Source organism: Leifsonia sp. NPDC014704, from assembly GCF_043083605.1.
Lineage (GTDB): Bacteria > Actinomycetota > Actinomycetes > Actinomycetales > Microbacteriaceae > Leifsonia.
This window is the reverse complement of record NZ_JBIBYW010000004.1, coordinates 1-22,078: the sequence shown is the minus strand read 5'-3', so window position 1 is coordinate 22,078 and position 22,078 is coordinate 1. Positions and strand designations below refer to the sequence as shown.

Annotated in this window: 24 protein-coding genes and 1 pseudogene; 10 read left to right on the top strand and 15 right to left on the bottom strand. The window is 65.6% G+C overall.

What is annotated here, in order from left to right:
• Nucleotides 1–22: 22 nt before the first annotated feature.
• The 3 genes from ACF1AJ_RS19855 to ACF1AJ_RS19845 form a co-directional block, all read right to left on the bottom strand.
• A complete protein-coding gene (locus tag ACF1AJ_RS19855; protein WP_391508829.1) occupies nt 23–718 on the bottom strand; it encodes a DsbA family protein in 696 nt (231 codons plus the stop codon).
• Entirely contained in the window at nt 715–1,353 is a 639-nt protein-coding gene (locus ACF1AJ_RS19850; protein ID WP_183080105.1) for a M23 family metallopeptidase, read from the bottom strand. The genes ACF1AJ_RS19855 and ACF1AJ_RS19850 overlap by 4 nt, the downstream gene beginning before the upstream one ends.
• 334 nt (nt 1,354–1,687) lie before the next feature.
• Nucleotides 1,688–2,101: a hypothetical protein gene (locus ACF1AJ_RS19845; protein WP_391508828.1), complete on the bottom strand. Its 414-nt coding sequence runs from the start codon at nt 2,099–2,101 to the stop codon at nt 1,688–1,690.
• Between the two features lie 153 nt (nt 2,102–2,254).
• Here ACF1AJ_RS19845 and ACF1AJ_RS19840 point away from each other — a divergent pair, with 153 nt between their 5' ends.
• Nucleotides 2,255–2,575 (top strand): zf-TFIIB domain-containing protein, encoded by a 321-nt coding sequence (locus tag ACF1AJ_RS19840; RefSeq protein ID WP_121264404.1) that lies wholly within the window; start codon nt 2,255–2,257, stop codon nt 2,573–2,575.
• 4 nt (nt 2,576–2,579) lie between these two features.
• Here the strand turns inward: ACF1AJ_RS19840 and ACF1AJ_RS19835 are convergent, their stop codons facing one another.
• Entirely contained in the window at nt 2,580–2,888 is a 309-nt protein-coding gene (locus tag ACF1AJ_RS19835; RefSeq protein WP_121264407.1) for a metalloregulator ArsR/SmtB family transcription factor, read from the bottom strand.
• 135 nt (nt 2,889–3,023) lie between these two features.
• On the opposite strand from ACF1AJ_RS19835, the gene ACF1AJ_RS19830 reads away from it, so the two are divergent.
• Together ACF1AJ_RS19830 and ACF1AJ_RS19825 are read left to right on the top strand one after the other, a co-directional pair.
• Complete coding sequence (locus tag ACF1AJ_RS19830) at nt 3,024–3,959, top strand: cation diffusion facilitator family transporter (RefSeq protein ID WP_121264412.1); 936 nt, start codon at nt 3,024–3,026, stop codon at nt 3,957–3,959.
• Between the two features lie 13 nt (nt 3,960–3,972).
• Entirely contained in the window at nt 3,973–4,617 is a 645-nt protein-coding gene (locus tag ACF1AJ_RS19825; RefSeq protein WP_147440230.1) for a copper resistance CopC family protein, read from the top strand.
• A 180-nt stretch (nt 4,618–4,797) separates the two neighbouring features.
• On the opposite strand, the gene ACF1AJ_RS19820 is transcribed toward ACF1AJ_RS19825, so the two are convergent.
• The 11 genes from ACF1AJ_RS19820 to ACF1AJ_RS19770 form a co-directional block, all read right to left on the bottom strand.
• Nucleotides 4,798–6,708, bottom strand: a complete 1,911-nt coding sequence (locus tag ACF1AJ_RS19820) for a bifunctional copper resistance protein CopD/cytochrome c oxidase assembly protein (RefSeq protein WP_183080106.1) — start codon at nt 6,706–6,708, stop codon at nt 4,798–4,800.
• Nucleotides 6,709–6,710: 2 nt separating this feature from the next.
• The gene (locus ACF1AJ_RS19815) at nt 6,711–6,908 is read right to left on the bottom strand and encodes a hypothetical protein (protein ID WP_121264421.1); all 198 of its coding nucleotides are present in this window, start codon (nt 6,906–6,908) and stop codon (nt 6,711–6,713) included.
• 98 nt (nt 6,909–7,006) lie between these two features.
• Nucleotides 7,007–7,384, bottom strand: a complete 378-nt coding sequence (locus tag ACF1AJ_RS19810) for a hypothetical protein (protein ID WP_147440231.1) — start codon at nt 7,382–7,384, stop codon at nt 7,007–7,009.
• A gap of 123 nt (nt 7,385–7,507) precedes the next feature.
• Nucleotides 7,508–7,930, bottom strand: coding sequence for a DUF4913 domain-containing protein (locus ACF1AJ_RS19805; protein ID WP_391508827.1), 423 nt, complete (start codon nt 7,928–7,930; stop codon nt 7,508–7,510).
• Nucleotides 7,931–7,932: 2 nt separating this feature from the next.
• On the bottom strand, nt 7,933–9,714 hold the full coding sequence (locus ACF1AJ_RS19800; RefSeq protein ID WP_121264424.1) for a TraM recognition domain-containing protein: 1,782 nt from the start codon (nt 9,712–9,714) through the stop codon (nt 7,933–7,935).
• Nucleotides 9,711–11,435, bottom strand: coding sequence for an ATP/GTP-binding protein (locus tag ACF1AJ_RS19795; protein WP_220700280.1), 1,725 nt, complete (start codon nt 11,433–11,435; stop codon nt 9,711–9,713). Before ACF1AJ_RS19795 ends, ACF1AJ_RS19800 begins: the two co-directional genes overlap by 4 nt.
• Nucleotides 11,435–12,937, bottom strand: a complete 1,503-nt coding sequence (locus ACF1AJ_RS19790; protein WP_183080107.1) for an SCO6880 family protein — start codon at nt 12,935–12,937, stop codon at nt 11,435–11,437. Before ACF1AJ_RS19790 ends, ACF1AJ_RS19795 begins: the two co-directional genes overlap by 1 nt.
• Before the next feature lie 8 nt (nt 12,938–12,945).
• Nucleotides 12,946–14,445, bottom strand: coding sequence for a hypothetical protein (locus ACF1AJ_RS19785; protein ID WP_121264426.1), 1,500 nt, complete (start codon nt 14,443–14,445; stop codon nt 12,946–12,948).
• Nucleotides 14,446–15,183, bottom strand: a complete 738-nt coding sequence (locus ACF1AJ_RS19780; RefSeq protein ID WP_121264429.1) for a hypothetical protein — start codon at nt 15,181–15,183, stop codon at nt 14,446–14,448.
• Nucleotides 15,184–15,200: 17 nt separating this feature from the next.
• A complete protein-coding gene (locus tag ACF1AJ_RS19775; RefSeq protein ID WP_121264432.1) occupies nt 15,201–15,497 on the bottom strand; it encodes a hypothetical protein in 297 nt (98 codons plus the stop codon).
• A gap of 24 nt (nt 15,498–15,521) precedes the next feature.
• Nucleotides 15,522–16,082 carry a DUF6668 family protein gene (locus ACF1AJ_RS19770; RefSeq protein WP_391508826.1) on the bottom strand — a complete coding sequence of 187 codons (561 nt, stop codon included), beginning with the start codon at nt 16,080–16,082 and terminating at the stop codon, nt 15,522–15,524.
• A 213-nt stretch (nt 16,083–16,295) separates the two neighbouring features.
• Between ACF1AJ_RS19770 and ACF1AJ_RS19765 the strand changes: the two genes are divergently transcribed.
• The 7 genes and pseudogenes from ACF1AJ_RS19765 to ACF1AJ_RS19735 form a co-directional block, all read left to right on the top strand.
• Nucleotides 16,296–16,559 (top strand): helix-turn-helix domain-containing protein, encoded by a 264-nt coding sequence (locus ACF1AJ_RS19765; protein ID WP_121264438.1) that lies wholly within the window; start codon nt 16,296–16,298, stop codon nt 16,557–16,559.
• Between the two features lie 12 nt (nt 16,560–16,571).
• A complete protein-coding gene (locus tag ACF1AJ_RS19760; RefSeq protein WP_121264442.1) occupies nt 16,572–17,915 on the top strand; it encodes an ATPase in 1,344 nt (447 codons plus the stop codon).
• Nucleotides 17,912–18,421 carry a hypothetical protein gene (locus tag ACF1AJ_RS19755; protein ID WP_121264445.1) on the top strand — a complete coding sequence of 170 codons (510 nt, stop codon included), beginning with the start codon at nt 17,912–17,914 and terminating at the stop codon, nt 18,419–18,421. The genes ACF1AJ_RS19760 and ACF1AJ_RS19755 overlap by 4 nt, the downstream gene beginning before the upstream one ends.
• Nucleotides 18,422–18,446: 25 nt before the next feature.
• Entirely contained in the window at nt 18,447–19,496 is a 1,050-nt protein-coding gene (locus tag ACF1AJ_RS19750) for a M23 family metallopeptidase (protein ID WP_391508825.1), read from the top strand.
• A 60-nt stretch (nt 19,497–19,556) separates the two neighbouring features.
• A complete protein-coding gene (locus tag ACF1AJ_RS19745) occupies nt 19,557–19,925 on the top strand; it encodes a hypothetical protein (RefSeq protein ID WP_391508824.1) in 369 nt (122 codons plus the stop codon).
• A 78-nt stretch (nt 19,926–20,003) separates the two neighbouring features.
• Entirely contained in the window at nt 20,004–20,237 is a 234-nt protein-coding gene (locus tag ACF1AJ_RS19740) for a hypothetical protein (RefSeq protein WP_143465936.1), read from the top strand.
• 623 nt (nt 20,238–20,860) lie between these two features.
• Nucleotides 20,861–22,078, top strand: a pseudogene (locus ACF1AJ_RS19735) (hypothetical protein); the annotation flags it as partial.

Sequence of the window (22,078 nt, the reverse complement as noted above, 5' to 3'; positions counted from 1 at the left end):
GCGAACCGTGCTGTACGAGTTTTCATTTTCGCAGCGCCGAGTCGATTGCGTTGATGAAGTCCTGTCCTGAGGTAAGGGCAAGTTTCTTGCCGTTGAGGAAGAACGTCGGGGTGCCAGCGACCCCAAGGTCGGTGCCGTCCTTCTGGTCCTTTTCGACCCGTTGCCGAACGGCTGGGTCAGTGATGTCGCGGTCGTACTTGGCCATGTCGAGCCCGATCCGTTTGGCGAGGGTTCGCAAATACGGGGCCTGGGAGTCCTGCTTCTCTGCCCAGGTCTTCTGACTTTGGAACAGCTCGTTGTACATCTGCTCGAATCTTCCCTGACGTGCAGCGGCTTCGGCGGTCAGCGCGGCGTTCATCGCGTTGGTGTGGCTGGGGATTGGGAAGTACCGGGTGATAAAGGTGACGCGGCCGTTGTACTGCTTGCGCAGTTGTTCCACGAATGGGTACGCCGCCCCGCAGGCTTCGCACTCGAAGTCAAGGAATTCGACGATGGTGACTTTCGCGTTTGGCGCCTCTTGCAGACGATGGCTGTCAGATCTGACCATTTGCGGTTCGCGGGCTTGTTCGGCAGCGCTTTGGGCGCGTGCGACGAAGACGACGATCAACCCGATGACGATGACCAGACCGATCACGATCAGGTTGATCCAAACACGGCGACGTTCACCGGGAATCTTCTCGGACGTCTGGCGAGTAGGCACGTCGGTTCTCCAGGTCATTTGACTCGGGCACGGAGCCACGAGAAGGGATCGAATGGTTCGTCGTTGGGCCCCCAAATTTCCAAGTGGAGATGGTTGCCGGTACTCGCCCCCGTGGTGCCGACCCGCCCAATCAGCTGTCCGACCTTGATGGGCTGCCCTGCCGTTACCGCGAGCGAACCGAACTGCATGTGCGCGTACAGGCTGGTAAATCGTTCCCCGTTCACCCGGTGGTCGACGACAACGTTCACTCCGAATCCGACATCCGACTCCTCGGCGGAGCGCACTATCCCGTCCGCGATCGCGCCGATCGGGGTCCCGCCGCCCGGTGTCATATCGAGCCCCTTGTGGTTGCTCGAACACCCCGAACACGGTGCCGATCGGGCGCCGAAGTCATCGCTAATCGGGGTGTCGCCGGGGAATGGCCATTGGATGGGCCCGGTGGAATTGGAAACACGCACGCCGGCAGGGTCAAGCTGAGCCTGTTTCCGAAGCTCGTCTTCGCTTGTGGCGGTCGCCGTGTCCCGAGCGACGGTGACTACTCCAGCGCCGGCGGACGTCAGTTCTTGTGATCCGGGTGCTCTTGTCGAGGTGAACGTCATCTGCGCCACGTCAGTGCCGAAAGCGTTTGCCGGGAACGTGGTCGCGACGAACAAGGACAGAGCGAATGCAGCCGCCGTCAGCACGCGGCCGAAGTTGGTCGCAGCGTGGCGCCGTCGGGGTGTCCGCCAAGTTCGGTTCCGCTCCGCGAGGATCGCGGTGCGGCGTGCGCCGCCGGGACGCGCGGTCTGACGGGTTCCGGCGGTGGGGGTAGAGGGAACGTAGGATGCGCGCCGGGTCAGCGCGCGCCGAGAGTGTTTGCGCATGTGAGAAAAGGGGGGGGGTCAGTCGAATCGGCTGCGCCGGAGGGCGTCCAGGTCGATCGGGAGGGTTGAGGGGAAGCGGTGTGTCTGGCAACCCGTGTCTCGCGGGTCTCCGAAGACCGGCCCCCTACGTCCGGCTGACCGACAAAGAAATCAACGATGGCCCATCCGTCGGGCGGGCCGCGAGAGCGCGCAGGAATGCAAATACTCGGGGCCCGGGTGCTGCAAAGGTGCGCAAGAGAACCGGGCCACCGATTGCCATCGCGACCGCCGCCACGAGCACAGCCAGGATGCAGCCCACGTCGAGGAGGCTGACGCCCGGCGTGCCGTCCTCGGCAGGTGGCATCAGGTCCTGTTGGGCAGTCGCGGGGGCTTGCGGATCAGCTGTGGCAGGTGTCGCGCTCACGGTGGACCCGACTCCGCTGTGCTGCGATTCGTAGGTGTGCGCGAGAAGCAGGGATACGGCGGCGGTCAACACGGTCACGAGGACGATCAGCCAGCGACGAAGGTCACGACGCGAAGCAACCGCTGTCGTGTTCACCTTCACCTCCTGGCACCGAGTAAGCGCCCCATATGACGCAGTTTCCACTGCAGGTTAGCAGGCGGTTCTGTGGTCGGCTGAGAAAGTTCTCACGATCAGCAGTCTCCCAGACACCCTCCTTACGCTCGCTCGCCAACCGAAGGAGACAGCATCATGAAATGCCCCGTTGACGGCGCAACACTGGTACTTGCCGATCGTTCCGGCATCGAAATCGACTATTGCCCCGACTGCCGCGGAGTCTGGCTCGACCGCGGCGAACTCGACAAAATCATCGACCGATCACTCGGTCAGGCGCCCGAAGCGTACGGCCCTGTTCCACTCCCACAACAGCCTTATCCCCAAGGCGGATACGACAAGCACGGGGCCGGGCACGACTCATCCGGGCACGGCTCGCGCGGTGGCCACGGTTCCCAACAGCAGTACGGCAACAGCAAGCGTCGCGGCGGCTGGCTGGGCGAACTCTTCGGCGACTAACCAATCACGGATGCGTGTGGCTGAGGTGGCTGATCGCCTGATCAATGAAAGACGCCACGTGGTCGTCGTACAGCGAATAGATCACCGACCGACCATCACGGTTGCCGTCGACCAGCTTTGCGTGACGCAAAACCCGGAGATGGTTGGACACCGTTGCCTGGCTGAGCCCGAGATCCTGAGCGAGCGCAGTCACCCCGATTGGTCCGCGCCGTAGCCGTGCGACGATCAGTAATCGGGTCGGTGAGGCGAGCCCTTGCAGAACTTCCGCGAGGGCGGCGGCGGCCGCAGCATCCAGGGCAATCTCGGTCGTCATGCTCCAATTCAACCAGACGAGCCGAGAATGCTTCTCATAACGCTTATCGATTGCCGTAAATATTCAAACATGTAAATGTGATGATGTATTGTGAGTGCGAAGCGCGCACCGGCGCGACCAGCGAACGAGGTGAAGATGAGCGGACACGACCACACGTCGTCCATTGAGGCCTTCGGGGAATCCGCGAAACGGCACCGAGTGCGCATCAGCATCGCGTTCGGAATCACCTTCACGATTCTGTTGGCAGAAGTGTTCGGCACCATCCTGACCGGTTCGCTCGCCCTGCTTGTGGACGCGGGTCACATGCTCACCGACGCTGGAGGCTTAGCGATGGCGTTGGTGGCTTCGTTCCTGAGCACGCGCCCGGCGACAGCCAAACGCACCTGGGGATACCGCCGCGCGGAAGTCCTCGCGGCCACGGCCCAGTCGGCTGTGCTGCTGGCCGTCGGCATCTTTGTCATCGTCGAGGGCGTCCGGCGGCTGCTAGAGCCGCCAGAAATTCCCTCCACCGCGTTGCTCATCTTCGGCGTCATCGGCCTTGTCGGAAACATCGCGTCCCTAATCGTGTTGTCCTCCAGCCGTGCCGAGAACTTCAACCTCCGTGCTGCCTTCCTTGAGGTCATGAACGACGCACTGGGCTCGGTTGCGGTGATCGTGGCCGCGATCCTGATCGCGACAACCGGGTGGGGTGGCGCCGATGCGGTAGCCGCCATGCTGATCGGTGTTCTCATCCTCCCCCGCGCATTCAAGCTGCTGAAGGAGACCACCAGTGTCCTGCTCGAGTCCACCCCTCCGGGGCTTGACCTGGACAAGGTGCGACAGCACATTCTCGACGTGCCCGAGGTTCAAGAAGTTCATGACCTTCACGCGTCGCAGATCGCGACGGGCCTGCCGGTCTTGACCGCTCACGTCATCGTCGACCCAGAAACGTTCGAGAACGGTCGTCTGCCGGAGCTGCTCGATAAGCTGCAGAACTGTGTAGCCGAACACTTCGACGTGAGCATCGAGCACTCAACGTTCCAGTTCGAGCCGCCGAGCCACGTCCGACACGAACACACCGCCCACAACTGATCGACCACCCGGAGTGCGCAACAACATGACTTCCCCCGCCATCCAGTCCACGCGACCCGGTACGGTAGCCCTCTGGTTCGCGGCGATGGGGTTAGCTGCCATAACCGCCACCGGGATTGTGTTGGCAACACCGAGCGCTGCTTTAGCGCATGACGCTCTCGCTTCGGCCGACCCAGCTGCGGACTCGACCAGCAGCAGCGAACTGACATCGATTGCCCTCACCTTCAACGAAGCGCCGCTCGGTGGGCTCCAATCCGGGGTGATCATCCAGGTCATCGACCCCTCAGGCACGGACGTCTCCATGGGTGACGTCCAGGTCAATGACCGAGTCCTATCCAAAGCTGTCACCCCCTCCACCAAGGGGCAATACCAGGTGGCATGGCGCACCGTCTCCGCCGACGGCCATCCCATCTCGGGACAATACGAATTCGCCTACGCCGGCCCACTCGCAGCAACGCCCACGCTCACTGCAACCCCCCTCGCGAAACTGACGGCAGAGCCCGCCCCGACACCTTCCACGGCCGCGGCAACCGGGAACAACTCCGTATCGCCGGGACCGGACTGGCCTATTGTCAGCGTTGTTGCCACGATCGCGACCGCTCTAGTTCTGACAGCGATCTTCGCGGTCCGTGTCCGCAAGAGGGCCAACCGGAACTAGTCGCCTACCCGGGCCAGCGCTGCACGTCGGCTTCATAGATCAACTGCAGACGCGAAATGTATGCCTTCGATTCGGCGTCGCGAAACTGGGATGGAGTAGCAGCCATGCCGTTCGGGGCTGCGGGATGAGACCGATCGGTTCTTCCGCATTCGCGGCAGGCTCGGCAACAGAACAACCTGCTCACCGCTGGGTCGTCGATGAGGGCACCGAGTCAATGGACACATCCTTGCTCGCCCGGACGAGCTCCACGCTCACAAGCGCGATCTGCGCAATGGCCGCGAGAATAGCGGTGACCCAGATCGTGACAGCACCCGACAACTGATCCACGATCGGATCAAGCCCCCACGCCGAGACTGTCACCCCATACCAGCCGGGCAGTACTCCCCCAGGCTGGAAGGCAACAAACACTCCCACGCAGGCCGCGGCCAGGACAAAGCCGAGGATGAGAGCAATAACTCCTGGGGCAGCATTTCGCCCCCCTCGCGAAACACTTTCGCGCAGCGACGTCGAGAACCCGAGTCCCAGCACGAGAAACACGGCGACGGTAACGCCACGACCGAGCGGATCCTCAACAGCCCACGCCAACCACGGTGTGAGATAGAGCAGAGTCAGCGCGGCGAGAAGCGCACCACCGCTGATCGCGGGGATCCGCCACCAAGCAGCGACACGAGAGCCACGGGCTGCGAGTAGCCACTCACGCAACCCACGGCTGCCGTCCGACCGATACTCCACCGTCAGTTCGACAAGACGGACCGGCCGACCCAACACGAACAGGACCGGAAGAAGAACCGTGACGGTCATCTGCATGATGGCGAACCCGGTGAAACTGAACGTCGAATACACGCCTGCCGCCCCGCACATTACGTAGACCAGGCCAAACCAGCCAGCGAGCCAGAACACCGAGCGGCGGGCCGGCCACCACTTCAATTCCCGACGTGCACGCACCACACCAAGTGCGTAAAACGCGATCCCCAAGCAGGCGGCCACGACAGCGGCCGGGTCCAGCGTCCACGTGTCAAGCAACCGGGATCCCGCCGGCACCGCCGGCAGCACGTTGCCCGTGAGCTGCTGAACGGCCGAATCGGCGATGGCCGGTGGGAGGGGAGTCGGTGTCCGGGCAAGCACAGATCCAGCCCCGGCTGCAATGCCCATCAACGCGAACTCGGAAACCAGAAGCACGAGCAGCAGAGCACGCCATGACCCTGCATTCGCCGTCGGAAGCCGACCCAGAATCCATCGCCGCTGCGCAAAGCCCGCTAAGCCCAACGCGACAATCGCGAACAGCTTCACGAGAACAAGAGCGCCGTACATGGTGCTGAAGACCTGGTCTACCCGTTCGAACCGGAGAGCCGCACTGATCACCCCCGACAGACCGACCACGACAAATGCGATCAGCGCAATCACCGAAAACCGTCCCAAGGCCCGAAGCGTGTCTTCGCGATCAGCTCTACAAAAGACGACGACCAGTACCGCCAGGCCGCCGACCCAGACACTTGCCGCACTCAGGTGCAGCCATAGAGCGCTGGTGGCTGCCGCATGGCTGCCGGATCCTGCGGCGTGGCCTTGAAGCGCCAATGGCACGAGGGTGGCAAACCCGATAACAGCTACCGCGGCGACCCCACCAGGAGAGCGTGTCGCGAAGCACAACACGGCCAGGACCCCTGCGCCAAGAATCGTTGCGAGCCATGCCTGACCATTACTGATTTCCGTGAAAAATTGAAACAAGCTCGGACCGAGCATGTGGACCGGAACCGGTCCCGTCAAAGTCAGTGAGGCCAACGTCGCGGTCCCGAAACTCGCAACGGTCCAGCCCATCGCACACCAAGACGCGACGTCCAGGCTGCGTTCCCAAGCCGCAGATCCCACCGGTAGAGCCACCAACGTAAGGACCAACCCGCCGACTGCTCCGGCGGCAGTCAAATTGACGACGGTCTTTGCCACGGGAAGCCCGTAGGTGACAAGAGGTCCCGGGTCGAACACTGTGGTGTCTTCGCCGACCGCAAGGAGCCCAAACCCAAGTGCCGCGCCGATCGCAAAGACGGCAAGCGAAGCCAATGCGGGGAACATCCGTGAGTAGGAAAGTCGTTTCACCGTCATTCTTCGGACCTGCTCTCATCGGGTACTGCGAGTTGTTGCGCCCGCCGTGCGCGTTCTTCACGCTCGGCGCGAGCGTAGGCGTCACGCTCCTTCTGGTCGGCTCGGAGGATCGCGCGCAACACCAGCCAAAAGATCAGTCCGACGAGAACCGTCGGGGTCATCGACCACAGGGCATTCACCCAGTAGTTGTCCATTCAGAAAGTCCCAACATCCGATCAGATGCGCGAAGCTCGTGTTGACTTCGTCGCGGAAACAATGGAGCAGTGCCGCTCGGGCGGCAAAGCTGGCTCGATCAGATTCGAGCTATGCCAAGTTCCGGAGCGGAGAAGGGTTCACGACGACGTAGAATGGCGCGCTGAACGGAGGGGAGCAGGTTCAAACGAACGAGCGAATGCACCCTTGTTGAGGCTTGGGCACCGACCGATGCAAGCAAGCCGACCACCGCGGACGCCCCGCCAACACACAACGCGTCGCATGCGATCGTGTGGCTGCCTGTGCCCTCGTCAGAGGCTGCAACCGCGACGCTCGAAGAGGCAGCCGCGAGGGCGGGACTATAGGACAGAGTCGGCTGATGTTGTAGGTCAAGATTGTGGCCAAAAACCAGCGCGCAGAATGCTGTCACGATGAGCACAATCGCCCGCAGCCGTGGCGCAAAGGAGGCGTTGATCATACCCGCGATCCTTCCTGCGCCGACAACGTAGACAGACTACCAATCCCGCGGGAACGCCGAGCTACGGCATATTAGGCAGGCAAGTGCGTCGGCCGCGGATCCGGACCGATACTACCTGCGGTACTACCGCATGTCGGGAAACAGGTCTTCCGGCGGAGCTGTGTAGGGCAGCGGCTCACCGCGTTTGTTCTGATCGTCGGAGGCAGCGAAGGGGCCGTTTGGGCTGAGGAGTGCAGGCATGTGGTGGTCGGCGTGGTCGCGCCACCAGACGCTCATCCCAGTTGCCGGGTCGAGGCGCAGGTGTTCCCAGGCGCGCCAGAGCGCGTCCAGACGGCTCAACGCTTCGGGATACTCCCACCACCGCGCCGCCCATTTCATTCCACCCTGAGCGCCAACAGGGCGCCGGTAAACCTTGATCAGATACTCACGCACGAACTCGTCGACCGAGCCGTAGAACAAGATCGCTTCCGGCGTTTCAGTGATCTCGTCGGCCGCCGTGCCCTGCTCGTCGAATTCGTCGTCGCGCATCTCGTCCTCGTAGCTCACGTCTAGTCCTCTCGCGACGCAGTCGCGTCGAGCCACGCCTGTGCACCAGCCGTGGCGTGGTTCGAGTTGGCGGGGTCGTGGGCTGCGATCGACGCGCGCACCGCGTTGGCTTGGTCGCCGCGCATCCAAGGAACCGTCGCGACCAGCGTCGCCGGAGCGCCGGAGGCGAACACGACGGCGCGGCCGCGCGGGAGCGCGGCTAGGTCGGCAATGTCCATCGTGCGCTCGCGACGCACCTGGGTCGACGTCGACCGGCCCCCGCGTCCCACACTTACTGAGGCGGTGCGTTTGTCGTGGTCACCGATCAGCTGCGACATTTCGCTCAGGAACTCGGTCTCGGCGACGCCGCCGCCGTAGACCTTGACGTTCGAGGCGGACCAGAGCTTGCGCATGCCGTTGCGGCCCCAGACTTCGACGCCCTGGGACCAGGACTGCAGGATGGTCATCAGGACGATGCCGCGGGAGCCGTAGTGCGAGTACAGGTCGGGCAACGCCTCCCATCGGCAGACGTTGGCCGCTTCGTCGAGCACCCCGAGCATCGGTGTGGCGAGGCGGCCGCCGGCTTGCGTGGTGGCCAGCTGCTCGGCGGCCTCGATCGTCGCGGCGGTGAGCGCTGTGACGAGAGGGCCGGCGGTGCCTTTGCCCTCCTTGGAGAGGCTGTAGAGAGTGTCGGAGCTGCGCACGAACACGTGCGGTTCGAAGTGCGGTCGCCGGTCGCCGGCGATGTTGCCGCCAGTGGGGGTGACCCAGGCGGCGATCTTCCGACTCTTCAAGCAGGAGGCCATCTGCTGCGCGGTGCCGAATACGCCGGAGCGCTGATCGGGAGCGGCGAATACGTAGCCGGCGACGGCATCGGCCACCTGGTCGTAGCCGTGGTCGCGCAGGATATCGATCGCTTTCTCGTCGCTGGGTCGGGTGGTCCAGGTGAACACCTGAGTGATCGGCAGATTGTCGAGAGCGGCCGCTAGGAGTAGCCCGGCAAGGAGATCCTGCCCGGCAGGGTCGAAGTACGCATCCGCGCGGGCATCGCCCGCGCGCGAGCCGGAAGCGAAGTGATTGGCGAGCTTCGCCGCCTGCTCCTCGTCGGTGACGTAGGAGAGCGGATTCCACCACCATGACGGCGCTTCCAAGGCGATCCCCTGAGGATCGAACGCCCACACCGTGCCCTTCTGCGCCCGCACGTCGCGGGTCGCGTCGAGCACGTCACGCTTGTTGGAGGTGACGATGACAGCGCCCGGGGCGCTGAGGATCGCAGGGATCGCGCGGGAGGTCGTCTTACCGGTCCGCGGGCCCCACACGTCGACGTGCATGTCCTCCGGGGAGCCGTAGAGCCACCTACGGCCGGCGACGGTGATGCCGATCGGCACACCGAGCCAGCCAGCGACTCCGAGCCGCTGCGCCGTGCTCTTCGCGCCCTTGGTCGAGAGCGCGGCCAGGTCGCGGCCGCGGCCCATGTGTCCGGCCGCGTGGTCCACGCGCGAACGGCGCCGCGCCCGCTTGGCGATCGCGACCATGATCAGGATCGCAAGGGCAACGACGATCGCCGCGGCAACGACGATGATCCACGTGGCAGATGGCGGCCACACGTAGGTGCCTTTCAGCGTGCCGAAGAACACCGTGAACGGGTTACGAGGCAGGCCGGGGTTTACCCCGTCGAGCTTGGAGCCGAGGGTAACGGCGACCCACAGACCGCCGACGAGGACGACGACGATGCCGACGAACACCCAGACCAGGGCACCGTCGCCGCCGGAGGCGGGCTCCTTGATGCGGTTCGTGGGGCTCATGCCGGAACCTCGGCGCGGCCGACCGTTCCGGTCCGGGAGACGGCATGCCACAGCTTGTTCGTGTCATTGATGTGCAGCTCGGCGTCCGTGAGCTCCACGGTGAGCGGGATCCCCGGGCGACCGCCGACCTTGATCAGGAACTTGCCGCGGCCGGGAGGGTCGGCCTCCTGGCCGGTGATCGGGTCCCACGCGGGTGGGTCCTGCCAGCCCTGGAGCATTTCTTGCTCGGCGCGGGACATGCTGATGGCGCTGTTCAACAGCGGCATCTCCTTGGACGGGAGGCCGCCGCAGATGACCATGCCAGAGCGCTCGACGAAGCCGGCCGCTTTCATCCGGTCCTCTTCGGTGGGAAGCGACATGAGGTCGCTCATCGTGTGGGAGATCATCGCCATGCCGACGCCGCGCTGCCGGTTCAGCCGAGTGAGCGCGTCCACCCGGTCGACCATCCCGCGGCCTGCGCGGAGCGCCCGCCACAGCTCGTCGAGGATCACGAAGTAGTGGCGGCGAGGCTCCAAGCCAGCATCCGCAAGAGCGTTCGACACGTTGACCGTGCCGAACCCAGCCGACCAGCACGCCAGCAGCACGGCGGCCTGTAGGTCCGTCTCGGAGTCGTCGATGGTGGAGACGTCGTAGACGACGGGTCGGTCGCGACGCATCGGCGTGGAGGTCTGCTTGGAGAACAGCTCGCCCAACCGGCCTCCGGTGGTGAGGCCGATGAGGGATGCTTCCAGATTCTCGGTGATCGCGTCGTACCGGGCGCGGTCGCCGCGATCCAACGCGACGGCGCGCAGCTCCGGCGGCGCCTCACGGATCAGATCGAGGAGATCCTTCAGTACCGGCACGCCCTCATGCTGCTCGTCGAGCAGCTTCAACGCCCGATCGACGATCGTCTCTTCCCGATCGGTCGGAGGCGATTTCCGCATGATCGTCAGCAGCGCTGACACCATCGTGAGGCGGCGGCCGTGCGCATCCTGCAGCACTTCCGCGGCCAGTTCGTCGTCGCGCTTAGCCCGCTCGGCCCGGGTCGTGACGGAGCCGACAAGCGCGGCGATCCGCTCACGGATCAGCTGCGCCCGGTCGGGATCCTCCGGCACCTCGAGCGAACGCAACTGCGCCAGCTCGGCTTCTTCCGCCGCGGCTGCCTCCCGTTCGGCCTGGCCGGCGTCGCGGAGCAGTTGCGCCGCCTCCTTCGCCTCGCCCGGGTCGAGGATGTTCAAGAAGCCGCGGCCGCGGCCGAGGCGGATTACCTGGCCGCCGAGGGCTTCGATCAGATCTACGTAGTCCGGCTTCAAGTCGCCCAGTACAAGCGGCTGGACGCCGTATCCGGCGAGGCCGGTCGCCATCCGGCGAACGATGGTCGACTTCCCCAAGCCCGGCTTGCCGAGCACGAACGCGGACGGGTTGGAGATCAGGTTTGCGCGCTGGAACCACGAAATCGGGTCGCAGCAAACCGTCCCCCGATTGACCAGGTGCCGGCCAAGCGGCACACCGATCATCGGCGCACCGGTACCGACACCGAACGGCCAGAGCCCGCACACCTGAACGGTGGTGCCGCGCCACTCGGGAGCGGCGGAGAGCACCATCATCTCGCCGCGGCCGCGTCCCGGGTAGCCACGCGCCGGAACGCGCCGCGGCGTTGCCGGAGACGGTGCTGCAGCTTGGGCAGCGGCCTGCTCGATGCGGTTGCTCGAGCGGGAGAGCTTCTTGAACCAGCTGGTCATCAGAGTGCCCCTCTCAGCTCGGCCGGCAGTTTCAAGTGTTTGGGAACAACGATCCCCAGCGGGAGGGCCGCAGCAAACGCGGAGTCCTGAGCGCCTGTCACAACCCGCAGACGAAGACGGGCCGTTGCTGACAGGTTCTCAATCGCCGCTTTCGCGTCAGCGGCTCGGGTCGGGTCGGTCACGGTGGCGGTGACGACCATGCCGAAGTTCACCAGGCCAGCGCCGTTCGCTTCCTCTTCCGCGGTGGCCATCGCGGCGCGGGTTCCCACCACGTCGCGGGCGGTGGGCCGGTCGCTGGAGGTCATGTTGAAGCTGGCCGCTCGAAGGTCTGACTGGACGATCGCCGCAGCCCTGGCGACGTCGATCGGCCGGTACAGCCAGGTCACGCGCTTGCGCGCGATATCCCGGTGCGGGGCCAGGAATCGGGTAAGGATGTTGGCCTGGACAATCCCGCGGGGAGCCTCCGTCATCTGCCAGGTCACCGACAGCGCCGAGTCGTGCCGGTAGCTGTCCCAGTTCGCCTGAGCTCCGGAAGGGCCGACGTCGGACCAGCGCAGCTCGAACGGTTCGCCCGACTGATGCGCATCGTCGATCAGCTCGGCAATCTCCGGGTCGTAGGCGATCCGGATGACCTCACACAACTGCTGCGCGCCCAGAGGGCGGGCCGCACCAGCACCGGTCGCTGAGAGCGCCTGAGTCAGGCCGGGAAGGCGTGCCGCGAGTTCACGGCCCATCTCGTCGGCGTCACGCCGTCGACCATTCGTGCGGGTGGCCGCAGCGAACGTGATCGACACGTACGCCCGAACCGTGGCAGATCCGGACGGGTAGCTGGCGACGACCTCGCGGAGCATCGCCTGAGCGAACGCGGGTGCCTCCGGGTCGATGTTCAGATTGACCTCACCACGCAGACGCCGCCCGGTGTCGGGGGCGGTCTCGATGGTGACGGCGGCCGCGACGATGCCGGCCTCATCGCCCAGGTTCGCCAGCCAGTGCCCCCAGTCGGCTACCCAGCTGTCGATCTGTTCCTGATCGACCAGCGCGGCACCATCGGGTTCCGTGCCGATCACGACGGTGTAGTCACCGGCAGAGGGCACATAGATCATCGCGAACGGTCGCCCGTAGGAGTCGGTGTACTCGCTGAGCCGGGACTGCGCCGCCAGGCCCGGCAGCTGAGCGGTGCCCCAGTCGGTCCGCCCGAGAGGGCCCGAACGGTACAGGTTGGAGCCGGACGAGCGGGCGCGCGTCCAGTTCAGGCGGTTCGTGGTGCGCGTGAGCGCGCTCTGACCGTGCTTGTCCTTCACCGCGACGGTGAGCAGGAAGCCGGCCATGATCGCGAACACGATCACACCGTTGATGAGGCCGCCGAACATGACGGTTATGACTGTCGCGACCAGACCCGCCAGGAGCACGATCGTTCCCACCATCCCCAGTCCCAGGAGGCCGGGTGTCGTCGGACGACGCCAGTTCCCGTATGTACGGACCTGCGATTGCGTGTTCGCCATGCTCGCTCCTAGTTACTTCCTGACGCGCCGTCACCGGCCGCGTCTGCTGCAGCGGTGCGCATAGCACCGACCGCCTTCTGTCCGCCTTCGAGGCCCTTCTGAGCGGCCATCACGCCGATGCCCACGGGACCGGCCGCTGCAGCGCCGGAACCGGCACCGGCGCCCGCAGCTTTACCCGCGGTAGCGGCCGTGCCGGTCGAGGCTGTGCCTGTCGGTGCGGGCGCAGGCTTGGTAGCAGGCGTGTTGGACGCACCCGTGGCTTTCGGATTCGGGGTGCCGCCACCGCCACCGCCGGAGCCGCCGCCGGTGTTCGCTTTGCGGATCGCGCCGGTAGCCAGCTCGGCGGCTCCCGCTCCCGCTCCTGCGGCGAGGGCCATGCCCGCGCCGCCTCCGCCGCCGACCTGTGACACCATCGGGGCGACGAAACGCATCAACGCAGGCAGTGCCACCAGTGCCATCGCCATCAGCGCGAGGCCAGTGAGGATCTTGATCAGGCCGGTGCCGTCATCCTTGAACAGGTCAGCCCCGGTTAGCTTGAACGCGGCCGCGTACACGATCGCCGCAGCGGGCTTATAGAGAATGAACGCGATCAGCCAGCCGGTGCACTTCTTGAACCACGACCGGCCCGTCTCCGTGTTCGTGAACGCGGCGGATATGGGGAAGATCCCGGCTAGGAGCACCAGCATGCCCCCGCGAATCACCATCAAGATTACCTGGATATAGGTAAAGAACGTCGCGACGATTCCGACGATGAGGAGAGCGATGAGGCCGATTCCGCTTGTCGAGCTGATGCCGATCATGGCAGTGATGTTCTGACCAAAATCCTTGCCCGTCGCCCCGTCAAGGATCCAGGTCGAGAAGCCGTCAGCCGCCGCCACCGCGAGACCGATGCCTGTCAGACCGACCGCTGAGACCACCACCAGAGTGAAGAGCGACTGCAGCAGGTCCTTGCCCGCCTGAGCCCGCTGCGTCCACGCCATCCGAGCACCAGCGATGATGACGGAGAGCACTGCGAGGCCGCCTGTGTACCACCAAAGCGAGTCCTGGATGTAGCCGACCGCATCAGAGGCGTTCGAGGACCCCATGCCAGGCAGAAGTGCCGCGACAATCGCGGACGCTCCGGAAATGAGTATCACCGCGCCGAGGATCACACCCAGACGCCCGAGATGCCGCTCACCGTCGCCCCGACGGCGGTTCACCGCCAGGAGTGCGCCTCCAGCGATCAGTGAAAGAACGCAGATCGCGAGCGAGATCCACACCGACCACTGCAGAATCGTCAGGAATCCCGACGCCCCTGCGGCGCCCTCCGCAGAGTGATTGGCTGCGGTAGATCCGCCCCCCGTGAGGTTCGGGGTCGGGACCAGTACCCAGACCGAGCCAAGTGCGGCGAAGGCCTTGCCGACGCCCTCCAGCACGTTGTTGACGAGCTGCTGCAGGCTGTCGTTCGTGGCCTTAGAAACAACCCCGCCGAGTTGGCACCCGACGTCAAGCCAGTCGCAGCCAGCCATTTAGGCCCCCGACCACGGGATGTAGCCGCCGAGGCTCTGCAGCGGAGACGGTGGGATCGGCATGTTGCCGGTCTTGTCGAGGGCGACCTTCCAGTCGCCGTCGTTCCATTCGAGGCTTTCGACGAAACTGACGAGTTGTCCCGTCGCTGCGTTGACGGCGATATCCACTTTCGCGTGAGAACCGTCATACGACAGAAGGCGGAAGCCGGCGATCTGGTAACGGACGGTGGTGTCGCTCGTGCTGCCGGCCGAGGCCAGGGCCGCGTCACGACCGGGCCCGGGGACAACCAGTTTGTCGCTTACTTCATGGCGAAGGCTTGAATCGGAGCCCATCGCGATGATGTTGGCCGCGGCGTAGACAGCGCCGGTCGTGGTGTGTGCAAAGCAGCTACGGAATCCCGAGGACTCCACGTTGCCGGGGCCCGCCCCCTTGGGGTCCGTGGGGGCGGCGACGGTTCCCACCAGCTGCCACTTGCTGTTCGGTGCTTGAGTGAGGGTCCCCGACTTCTCGAAGCCGGGGAGCCCGCAGGTGCTCCGATCGGTCGCGCTCACGCTCGTCTGCGTGGGGGTGCTAGTGGGAGCGCCTGATGAGTTCGCACTCGGCTTGGCCTGCCCGCCGATCACTGAACTAACGACGAGGACGACCGCGCACAGCAAGACGACCCCGACGATGACCGCGGCGACGATGAATCGCCGAGTGGTGAAGGGGTTCGGCTCGGATGGCTGGTTGTCGGACATGCGTGTGTTCCCTTCGGTCAGCTGACGAGGAAGCCGACGAGGCTGGCAGCGCCGGCGATGACGATCACGCCGGCCATCGCCATTCCGAGTGAGCCGAGGTGGGCTCCGCCCTCGCCGCGGCGGCTCTCGATCGCGAGCTTCGCGCCGATGATCATGAGGCCGATGATCACGACGCCGAGGGCGAGCCACTTCACCCAGCCCATGACGGCGATGAACTTCTCCGATCCAGGAGGGGCTGAGCCGTTCCCGGGGTCGGGAACGTCCAGCGGGACGAAGGAGTTCACGGTGTCGAGAACGGTGTGGAGGGTGTGCATTGTGCTTCCTTTCGTTCAGGCCGGTTAGGCGCTGGTCGCGTTGGTCAGTGCGCTCACCGTGGAGATGAGCGTCCGAACGTCTTTGGGTGCGTGCTCGAGGTCGGGCGTCTCTCCGAGCCGCCATGCCTCTACCCACGGGATGTGCCAGGTGTGCGGTACTCCCCCGGAGACCAGGTGTGCGAGCTCCCTCAGGGGCTTGGGCAGCTTGCCGGGCGCGTCAGCGACGATCACGAGGCCGAGGAGGTTCACCGAGGGCAGCACACCGGATGCCCACTCGATCGCGGCGCGCTGCGCGGCCGCGAGGCCCGATGCATTCGACCGGGCTACAAGGACGACGTTCGTCGTCGCACCGTCGTAGCCGATCGGCCAGGCATGGCCGGCGGTGCGAGATCCCGCGACCAGGTTGGCCAGGGTGGACTCCCCCGCGCCGCCATGGACGCCGAGCCACCACAGCGGTGCGGGACGGTTGACGTCTCGCCGCGGAAGCCGGTCAGCGTGATCAGGCGCGGGAACGCCCGGCTGAGGAGCGGCCGGGCGTGGGAGTTCGCGGCGAGCCCGGACGGGGGGCGGTGCCTGTTGAGACACGGCCGGTCCGGCAAGCCACGGATGTTGAGAGTCCGTCACCGAAGATCCCCCTTCTCGGAGTCGACTATCTTGTCTACCGCCAAGTATCACCCGAACGGGGGACGACTATCGACATACTGTCAACATGGTTACTTCAACCCCCGGAAGGAAGCTTACCCCGAATGAATGCAAATAGACCCGAACAATGGCAAATAATGCCATTTCACTTAAATAGTGGCATTCTTACACAACATGCAATGGTTTTCGGTTGACATGGGGGCGCTCGACGATCTCTTCGAGGGTCTCCCGACGACTCTCAGCGTGAGCGAAGCCGCGAAAGTGTTCAACGTGAGCGAGCACATCATCCGTGCCGCAATCGGCTCAGCCGACCCCGAAGAAAAGCTCCCAGCCCTGAACTTGGGCCGCGGATACACAATCCTCACCGCGGACTTCAAGAAGTGGGCGCTACGGCGCTACACCGGCCACAGCGACGACTAGGAAGGCGGCCACATGGCTCAGCAGGAATCCTCCCACCCCACCATTCGGGCGATCGTGAACCCGGACGCGACCGGGCTACTGGTGATCGAGGGGACTCACCACGAGGTCGCCGGCAACAACGACACCCACGTCCGCGAACAGATCCTCACCCAAGTCACCGGCCGCGCCCGCATGTACGGCCGACCGGTGATGCTCATCACGCAGGACGTGATGGGGCAAGGGCAGCTGATCGTGTCCCCGGACGGCAGTGTGGAGGCGGCCGGAGAATTCATCCCTGCTGAGCTACCGGTGACCGCAGAAGACATCGTGCAGCGGGTGGAGGTGCCGCCGGCCTACGACGTCGAGCGCGTACCTCCGCCCCCTGCCGCGGTCGCTGCGCCGCGAGCTGCATCTGGGCAGACCTCCGTGCCGCAGCAGGCGACGATCAGCGAGCGGCGCGCGGCCCGCGCATCCTTCCTCGAGAAGGAGGAACCCGAGCAGCCCGCCACGCAGGGATGGCGCGGTGTGCTCGCCCGCGTCGGCGTCCAGATCGCACCCTCCGAGTCGGAACTGGCCGAACGCCGCGACGTGCACGCCGTGAGCCAGCATTGGCCCGGCCCGCGCACGATCGCGATCGTCAACGGCAAGGGCGGGGCGAACAAGACCCCGACAACGGCGCTCCTGTCCGCGGTGTTCGCCCGCTACGGCGGCTCGGGCGTGCTCGCCTGGGACAACAACGAGACACGCGGCACGCTGGGCTGGCGCACCGAGCAAGGCCCGCACGAGGCCACCGTGCACAACCTCCTCCCGCAAACCGAGCGGCTGCTCTCCCCCGCAGCACAGTCATCGGACCTGGCACATTTCGTGCACCACCAGACCGGCGACAAGTACGACGTACTGCGCTCCAACCCGCAGGCGCTCTCCGCTGACCAGCGGATCAGCCGCGTCGAGTTCGACGCGCTCCACCAGGTCGCCAGCAAATACTTCCGGCTGATCTTCATCGACTCCGGCAACGACGAATCCGCCGAGCGGTGGCAGCAGATGATCGACCGCAGCGACCAGCTCGTCATCGCCACCACGGCGCTCGGAGAGCACGCGGAAGCCGGCGCGCTCCTGCTCGACGGTCTGGCACAGCGGGACGAACGCTCCGCAGCCCTGGCCGACAACGCCGTTGTCATCGTCTCCCAGTCGGAGAAGAGCGCCGACAAGGGCGACGCGCAGCAGATCGCGAACGGCTTCGCGGCGATCGCGCGCCGAGTGGTCACCATCCCGTTCGATGAGGCCCTACACAGCGGCAAGATCCGTTACGACGCCCTCAACCCGATCACGCGCCGCGCGTGGCTCGCCGCTGCGGCCGCAGTAGCGGAGGGCCTGTGAGGCGCGCCGCCGGCGTTGTCGGCGTCGCCCTCGCGGCTCTCGTGCTGACCGGGTGTGCACCGCAACTGTCACCGGTCTCAACGCCGGTCGCGACCTTTCCCGATGGGACGACCAAGACCCCGCGCTCGACGCCCACCGATGGGCTCGATGACGGGCTGAACGCCCCAACTCCCGCTGCAGCCGACTCCAGCAGCCAGGCGGCGGCCGTGAAGCTTGCAGAGAAGTTCATGACGGCCTTCGCGCGGCCGCAGCTGGACGCGACGACATGGATTAACGCCCTGTACCCGATGCTGACCCAGCAGGGCGCAGCCGCGTACGAGGGCACCGACCCATCGAACGTCCCGGTCCACCGCGTCACGGGCAGCGGGACGGCCGTCGACGGAGCCACCCTCTATGCGCTGGTCGTGACCGTCCCGACCGATATCGGTACCTACGCGGTCTCGCTCACCCGGAAGGCACCGACCGACCCCTGGCTCGTCGACAGAATCACGCCACCGGGGAGGTAGGCACATGCAGCAAGGCGGCAAGGGGGTGCTCGCGTTACTGCTCGTCCCCGTTCTCTTCGTCGGACTCCTGTTCGGCTTCATCCTGCTCCTCGGCGGCAGCAACGCCGCCGCAGCCGCGTGCGGGCCCACCGGTGCCGGCGTCAAGGTCGACGAGAACACGGTCCCGTCCGCCGCAGTCGCCGGCTACGGCCACGATCAGCTCGTGAACGCCGCCTACATCATGAACGCCGCCGAAGCCCTCGGGCTCAGCGCCCAAGCCCAGCAGATCGGCGTCATGACCGCGATGGGCGAATCCGGCCTCCGGGTGCTCAACTACGGCGACCAGGCCGGACCCGACTCGCGCGGTCTGTTTCAGCAGCGCGACAGCTGGGGCAGCCTCGCAGACCGGATGGACCCCTTCAAATCCGCGACGCTCTTCTTCGAGCGCTTGAAGAACGTCCCCAACTGGGAGACGCTCGAGCCCACCATCGCCGCGCACAAGGTGCAGGTCAACGCCGACCCGTACTACTACGCCAAATACTGGGACGCCGCCGGACAGGTCGCCGCCGCACTCAGCGGCGTCACCGCCGCCCCGGCCACCGGATGCGGCAGCGGCGCCCTCGGAATGCCGCTGGATATGCCGTTCAACATGACCGACAAGTTCGGCCCGCGCAACTCGCCCACCGAAGGGGCAAGCAGCTACCACCCAGCCGATGACCTGCAGAACTGGCCGAACCCGTGCGGCAAACCCATCTACGCAATCCAGCCCGGCACCGTCGTTCTCTCCGACCGCCTCTACCTTTCGATCAAGAGCCCGGACGGCTACACAATCTCCTACCTGCACAGCCACCAGTCCGACCGACTCGTGAAAGTCGGAGACACCGTGCAAACCGGCCAGGAGATCTCCCTCGTGGGCGATGAAGCACCGGCCACCGGATGCCACCTCGACCTCCGCATCAACGTCGTAGGCAACATCAACCCGCAAGTCGCCACACTCCCCCTCGACCCGGCCGTGCCCGGCTGGGTCGACCCCGAGAAGTTCTACGAACTCTTCGGCATGTCCCTCTGCAACGACACCTGCCACAGGAACTACTGATGCCGACCTTCATCCCCGCCCAACCCCGTCTGAGCGCGATCGTGCGCGCCGACGCATCCGGTGAACTCACGATCAGCGGAACCTCGCGCCCTGATCGCAGCCGACACCGCCCGCATGCGGGCCGGCATCATCGCCCGCTGCGCGGCGATCGGCCGGCAGGTGGGCCGCCCCGTGAGGCTGACCGTCGCCGACGTCGACGGCACCTACCAACTCGGCATCCACCCCGACGCCTTCGTGCAGATCCTCAACCCGGACGGCACCGTCGACGACGCTCCCGAGAGCGCACAGCGCATCATCGGAGACTCTCCCTGCCGGCACTGCAGCAAGCCGCAGTCCCTCCGCAACAACTACTGCACCTTCTGCGGCGTCAAGTCTCCACACGACGTCGAAGCAGGCCCTGCATCGCTGCGGGAGCGCAACTACCAATGACCCGACATGTCAACTTCGGATCGCGCCATACCGGCGCGCCTCACTGTTTCAGTTACAGAAACTGGATTGAATCGGCACATGAACAAGCGCACTGCTACCGGCGGTCGTCCAAGCAAGGGACAGCGCAAGGCTCTTATGTCCCGAGTTGCAGTCCCCGTCGGCGAAAAGATCGAAGAGCAGGCCGCCGCGGCCGGCTATCAGTACGTCGGAGATTACATCGCGTCGATCCTTGCCCGCGAAGCGGGCATGCCGGAGCTGGCGCCTGTTCAAGCCGATCGAACGCGACTGGAGCTGCCTATCCCAGCCGCTTAAATCAAATGGCCCGCCACCTAGGTGACGGGCCGAAGCTTGATGCCGCTCATCTGACTAGTTTGGCGACCGGGACGATGAGGGGCTGTTTGAAAGATCCGGGACAAGCCCGGGGCTTTGTTTTACCTAGAACCGGGAAGAACTAGGAGTGACGACATGGTAACCCCTCATGCCTCGACGGCGACACATTGTGGTGTCACTTCGGCGTGTCGGCACCTGTCGCTCGCGCCCCTTTCCGGGCTCTCCTCCACGGTCGCCCCCAGACTCCCTCTGTCATCCCGCAGAGGTTCACGGCCGCGCAACCAGCGCGCCTATCTCCTCAGGAGCCGCCCCATAGCAACCGGTTAAACAAAGGTGGCCCGCCATCGAGATGGCGGGCCAAAGCCGATGCCTTTGCGTCTGAGAACTTTGGCCAGGGACCAGACGCAAGGTGATGTTCAGAAGACCCGGAAGGACCGGGGGATTTGTTACGCCCAGATCCAGGACCTGGAGGTGAGACCATGATAGGCACAAATAGTCCCAAATACGACGATTTGGCCGGCTTCAACGTGCGCCAGTCTGCTGGCGATGTTGATGCAGCTTGGGAGCTGACCCGCCGAATCAGCCCGCGCGATCGCGTGCGCGTGATGAAGCGAGACGCCTACGGCCGCCTCGACGAGAACAGCTATCCCAGCTTCTACCGCGTCGGACCGAGCGCACCCGCAACGCCGTGGTGCATCCGCCTGGCCGACGATGCTGGCCTGTTCCGGCTGCTCTGTTTCGACTTCGACGGCAAGGACAAGCACGGCGTCGACGCCGAGCTCATGGAGCGCGCCGTGGACGAAGCCGACGCCCTCGCCGTTATCCTCGACGAACTCTCCATCGCCTATGTGCTGTGTCAGTCCTCCGGCACCGGGGGCCGCCACATCTGGATCGCCGTACCGGGCGGCGCTCCGGCCGGCGTCGTGGCGTCACTCGCCCGCGCCGCCCGCGCGAACTATCGCACCCTCGACCACGGCATGCTCCTGAACGTGCGCGAGGGCGCCGCCCGGCCGCCGCTTTCACCCCACCGCGACGGCTCCTCGTCGACCATCATCCGAGGCAGCCTCGACGCGCTTACGGCCAGCAGGATCGTTCCTGACGAACTTCTCGCCCTCGCAGCGGTCCTCGACGAGCGGAAACCCGCTCTTAGAGCCGCTGAGAGCGCACCATCCGGCCCCGTCGACCGCTCACACCGCGCGCACCGGCAGCTCACCGCCGCCGGCGCCGCCCACATGGCCACGATCGACGGCGGCAGCAACCCGTCCTGGACCGGGTTCATGTGCCTCCTGGCAGCCGCTAACGCCGGGTGGTCCGAGGCCGACGTCGAGCACGCCGCCAAGACCGCCCCCGGGATGGAGCACTATCGCACCAAGAACACCGGCCGCGGCACGCGCCGGCGCCGTTCGCCCGCCGAGGCGCGCGAACGGCTCGAACGGCAATGGGCCAAGGCCCAGCAGTACGCGGCTGTACAACGGCCGCTCCCGGCCGCACGCGAGCCCCGCGACCTAACAGAGCTCGACGCCATCGTGCGAGACGTCGACGACCTCCTGACGCGATTCCGCGTCGCCCCCGGCCGCTGGGGACGGACAGAAGCCGCGCTCTCCGAGCGCTCCATCCTGACCGCCCTGGCCTACCTCACCCTGCAGACCGGAAAACGGGTCGTAGCGGCCTCCATCCGTGACCTCGCCCTGATGGTCGGGCTCGGCCGCACCACGGCCGCAGACGCCCTCCAGCGGCTCGCACGCGACGGATACGTGCAGAAGGTCACCACCACCGACGGCGGCAACGCCGCCGAATGGCGCTTGACCCTCACACTTTCCACA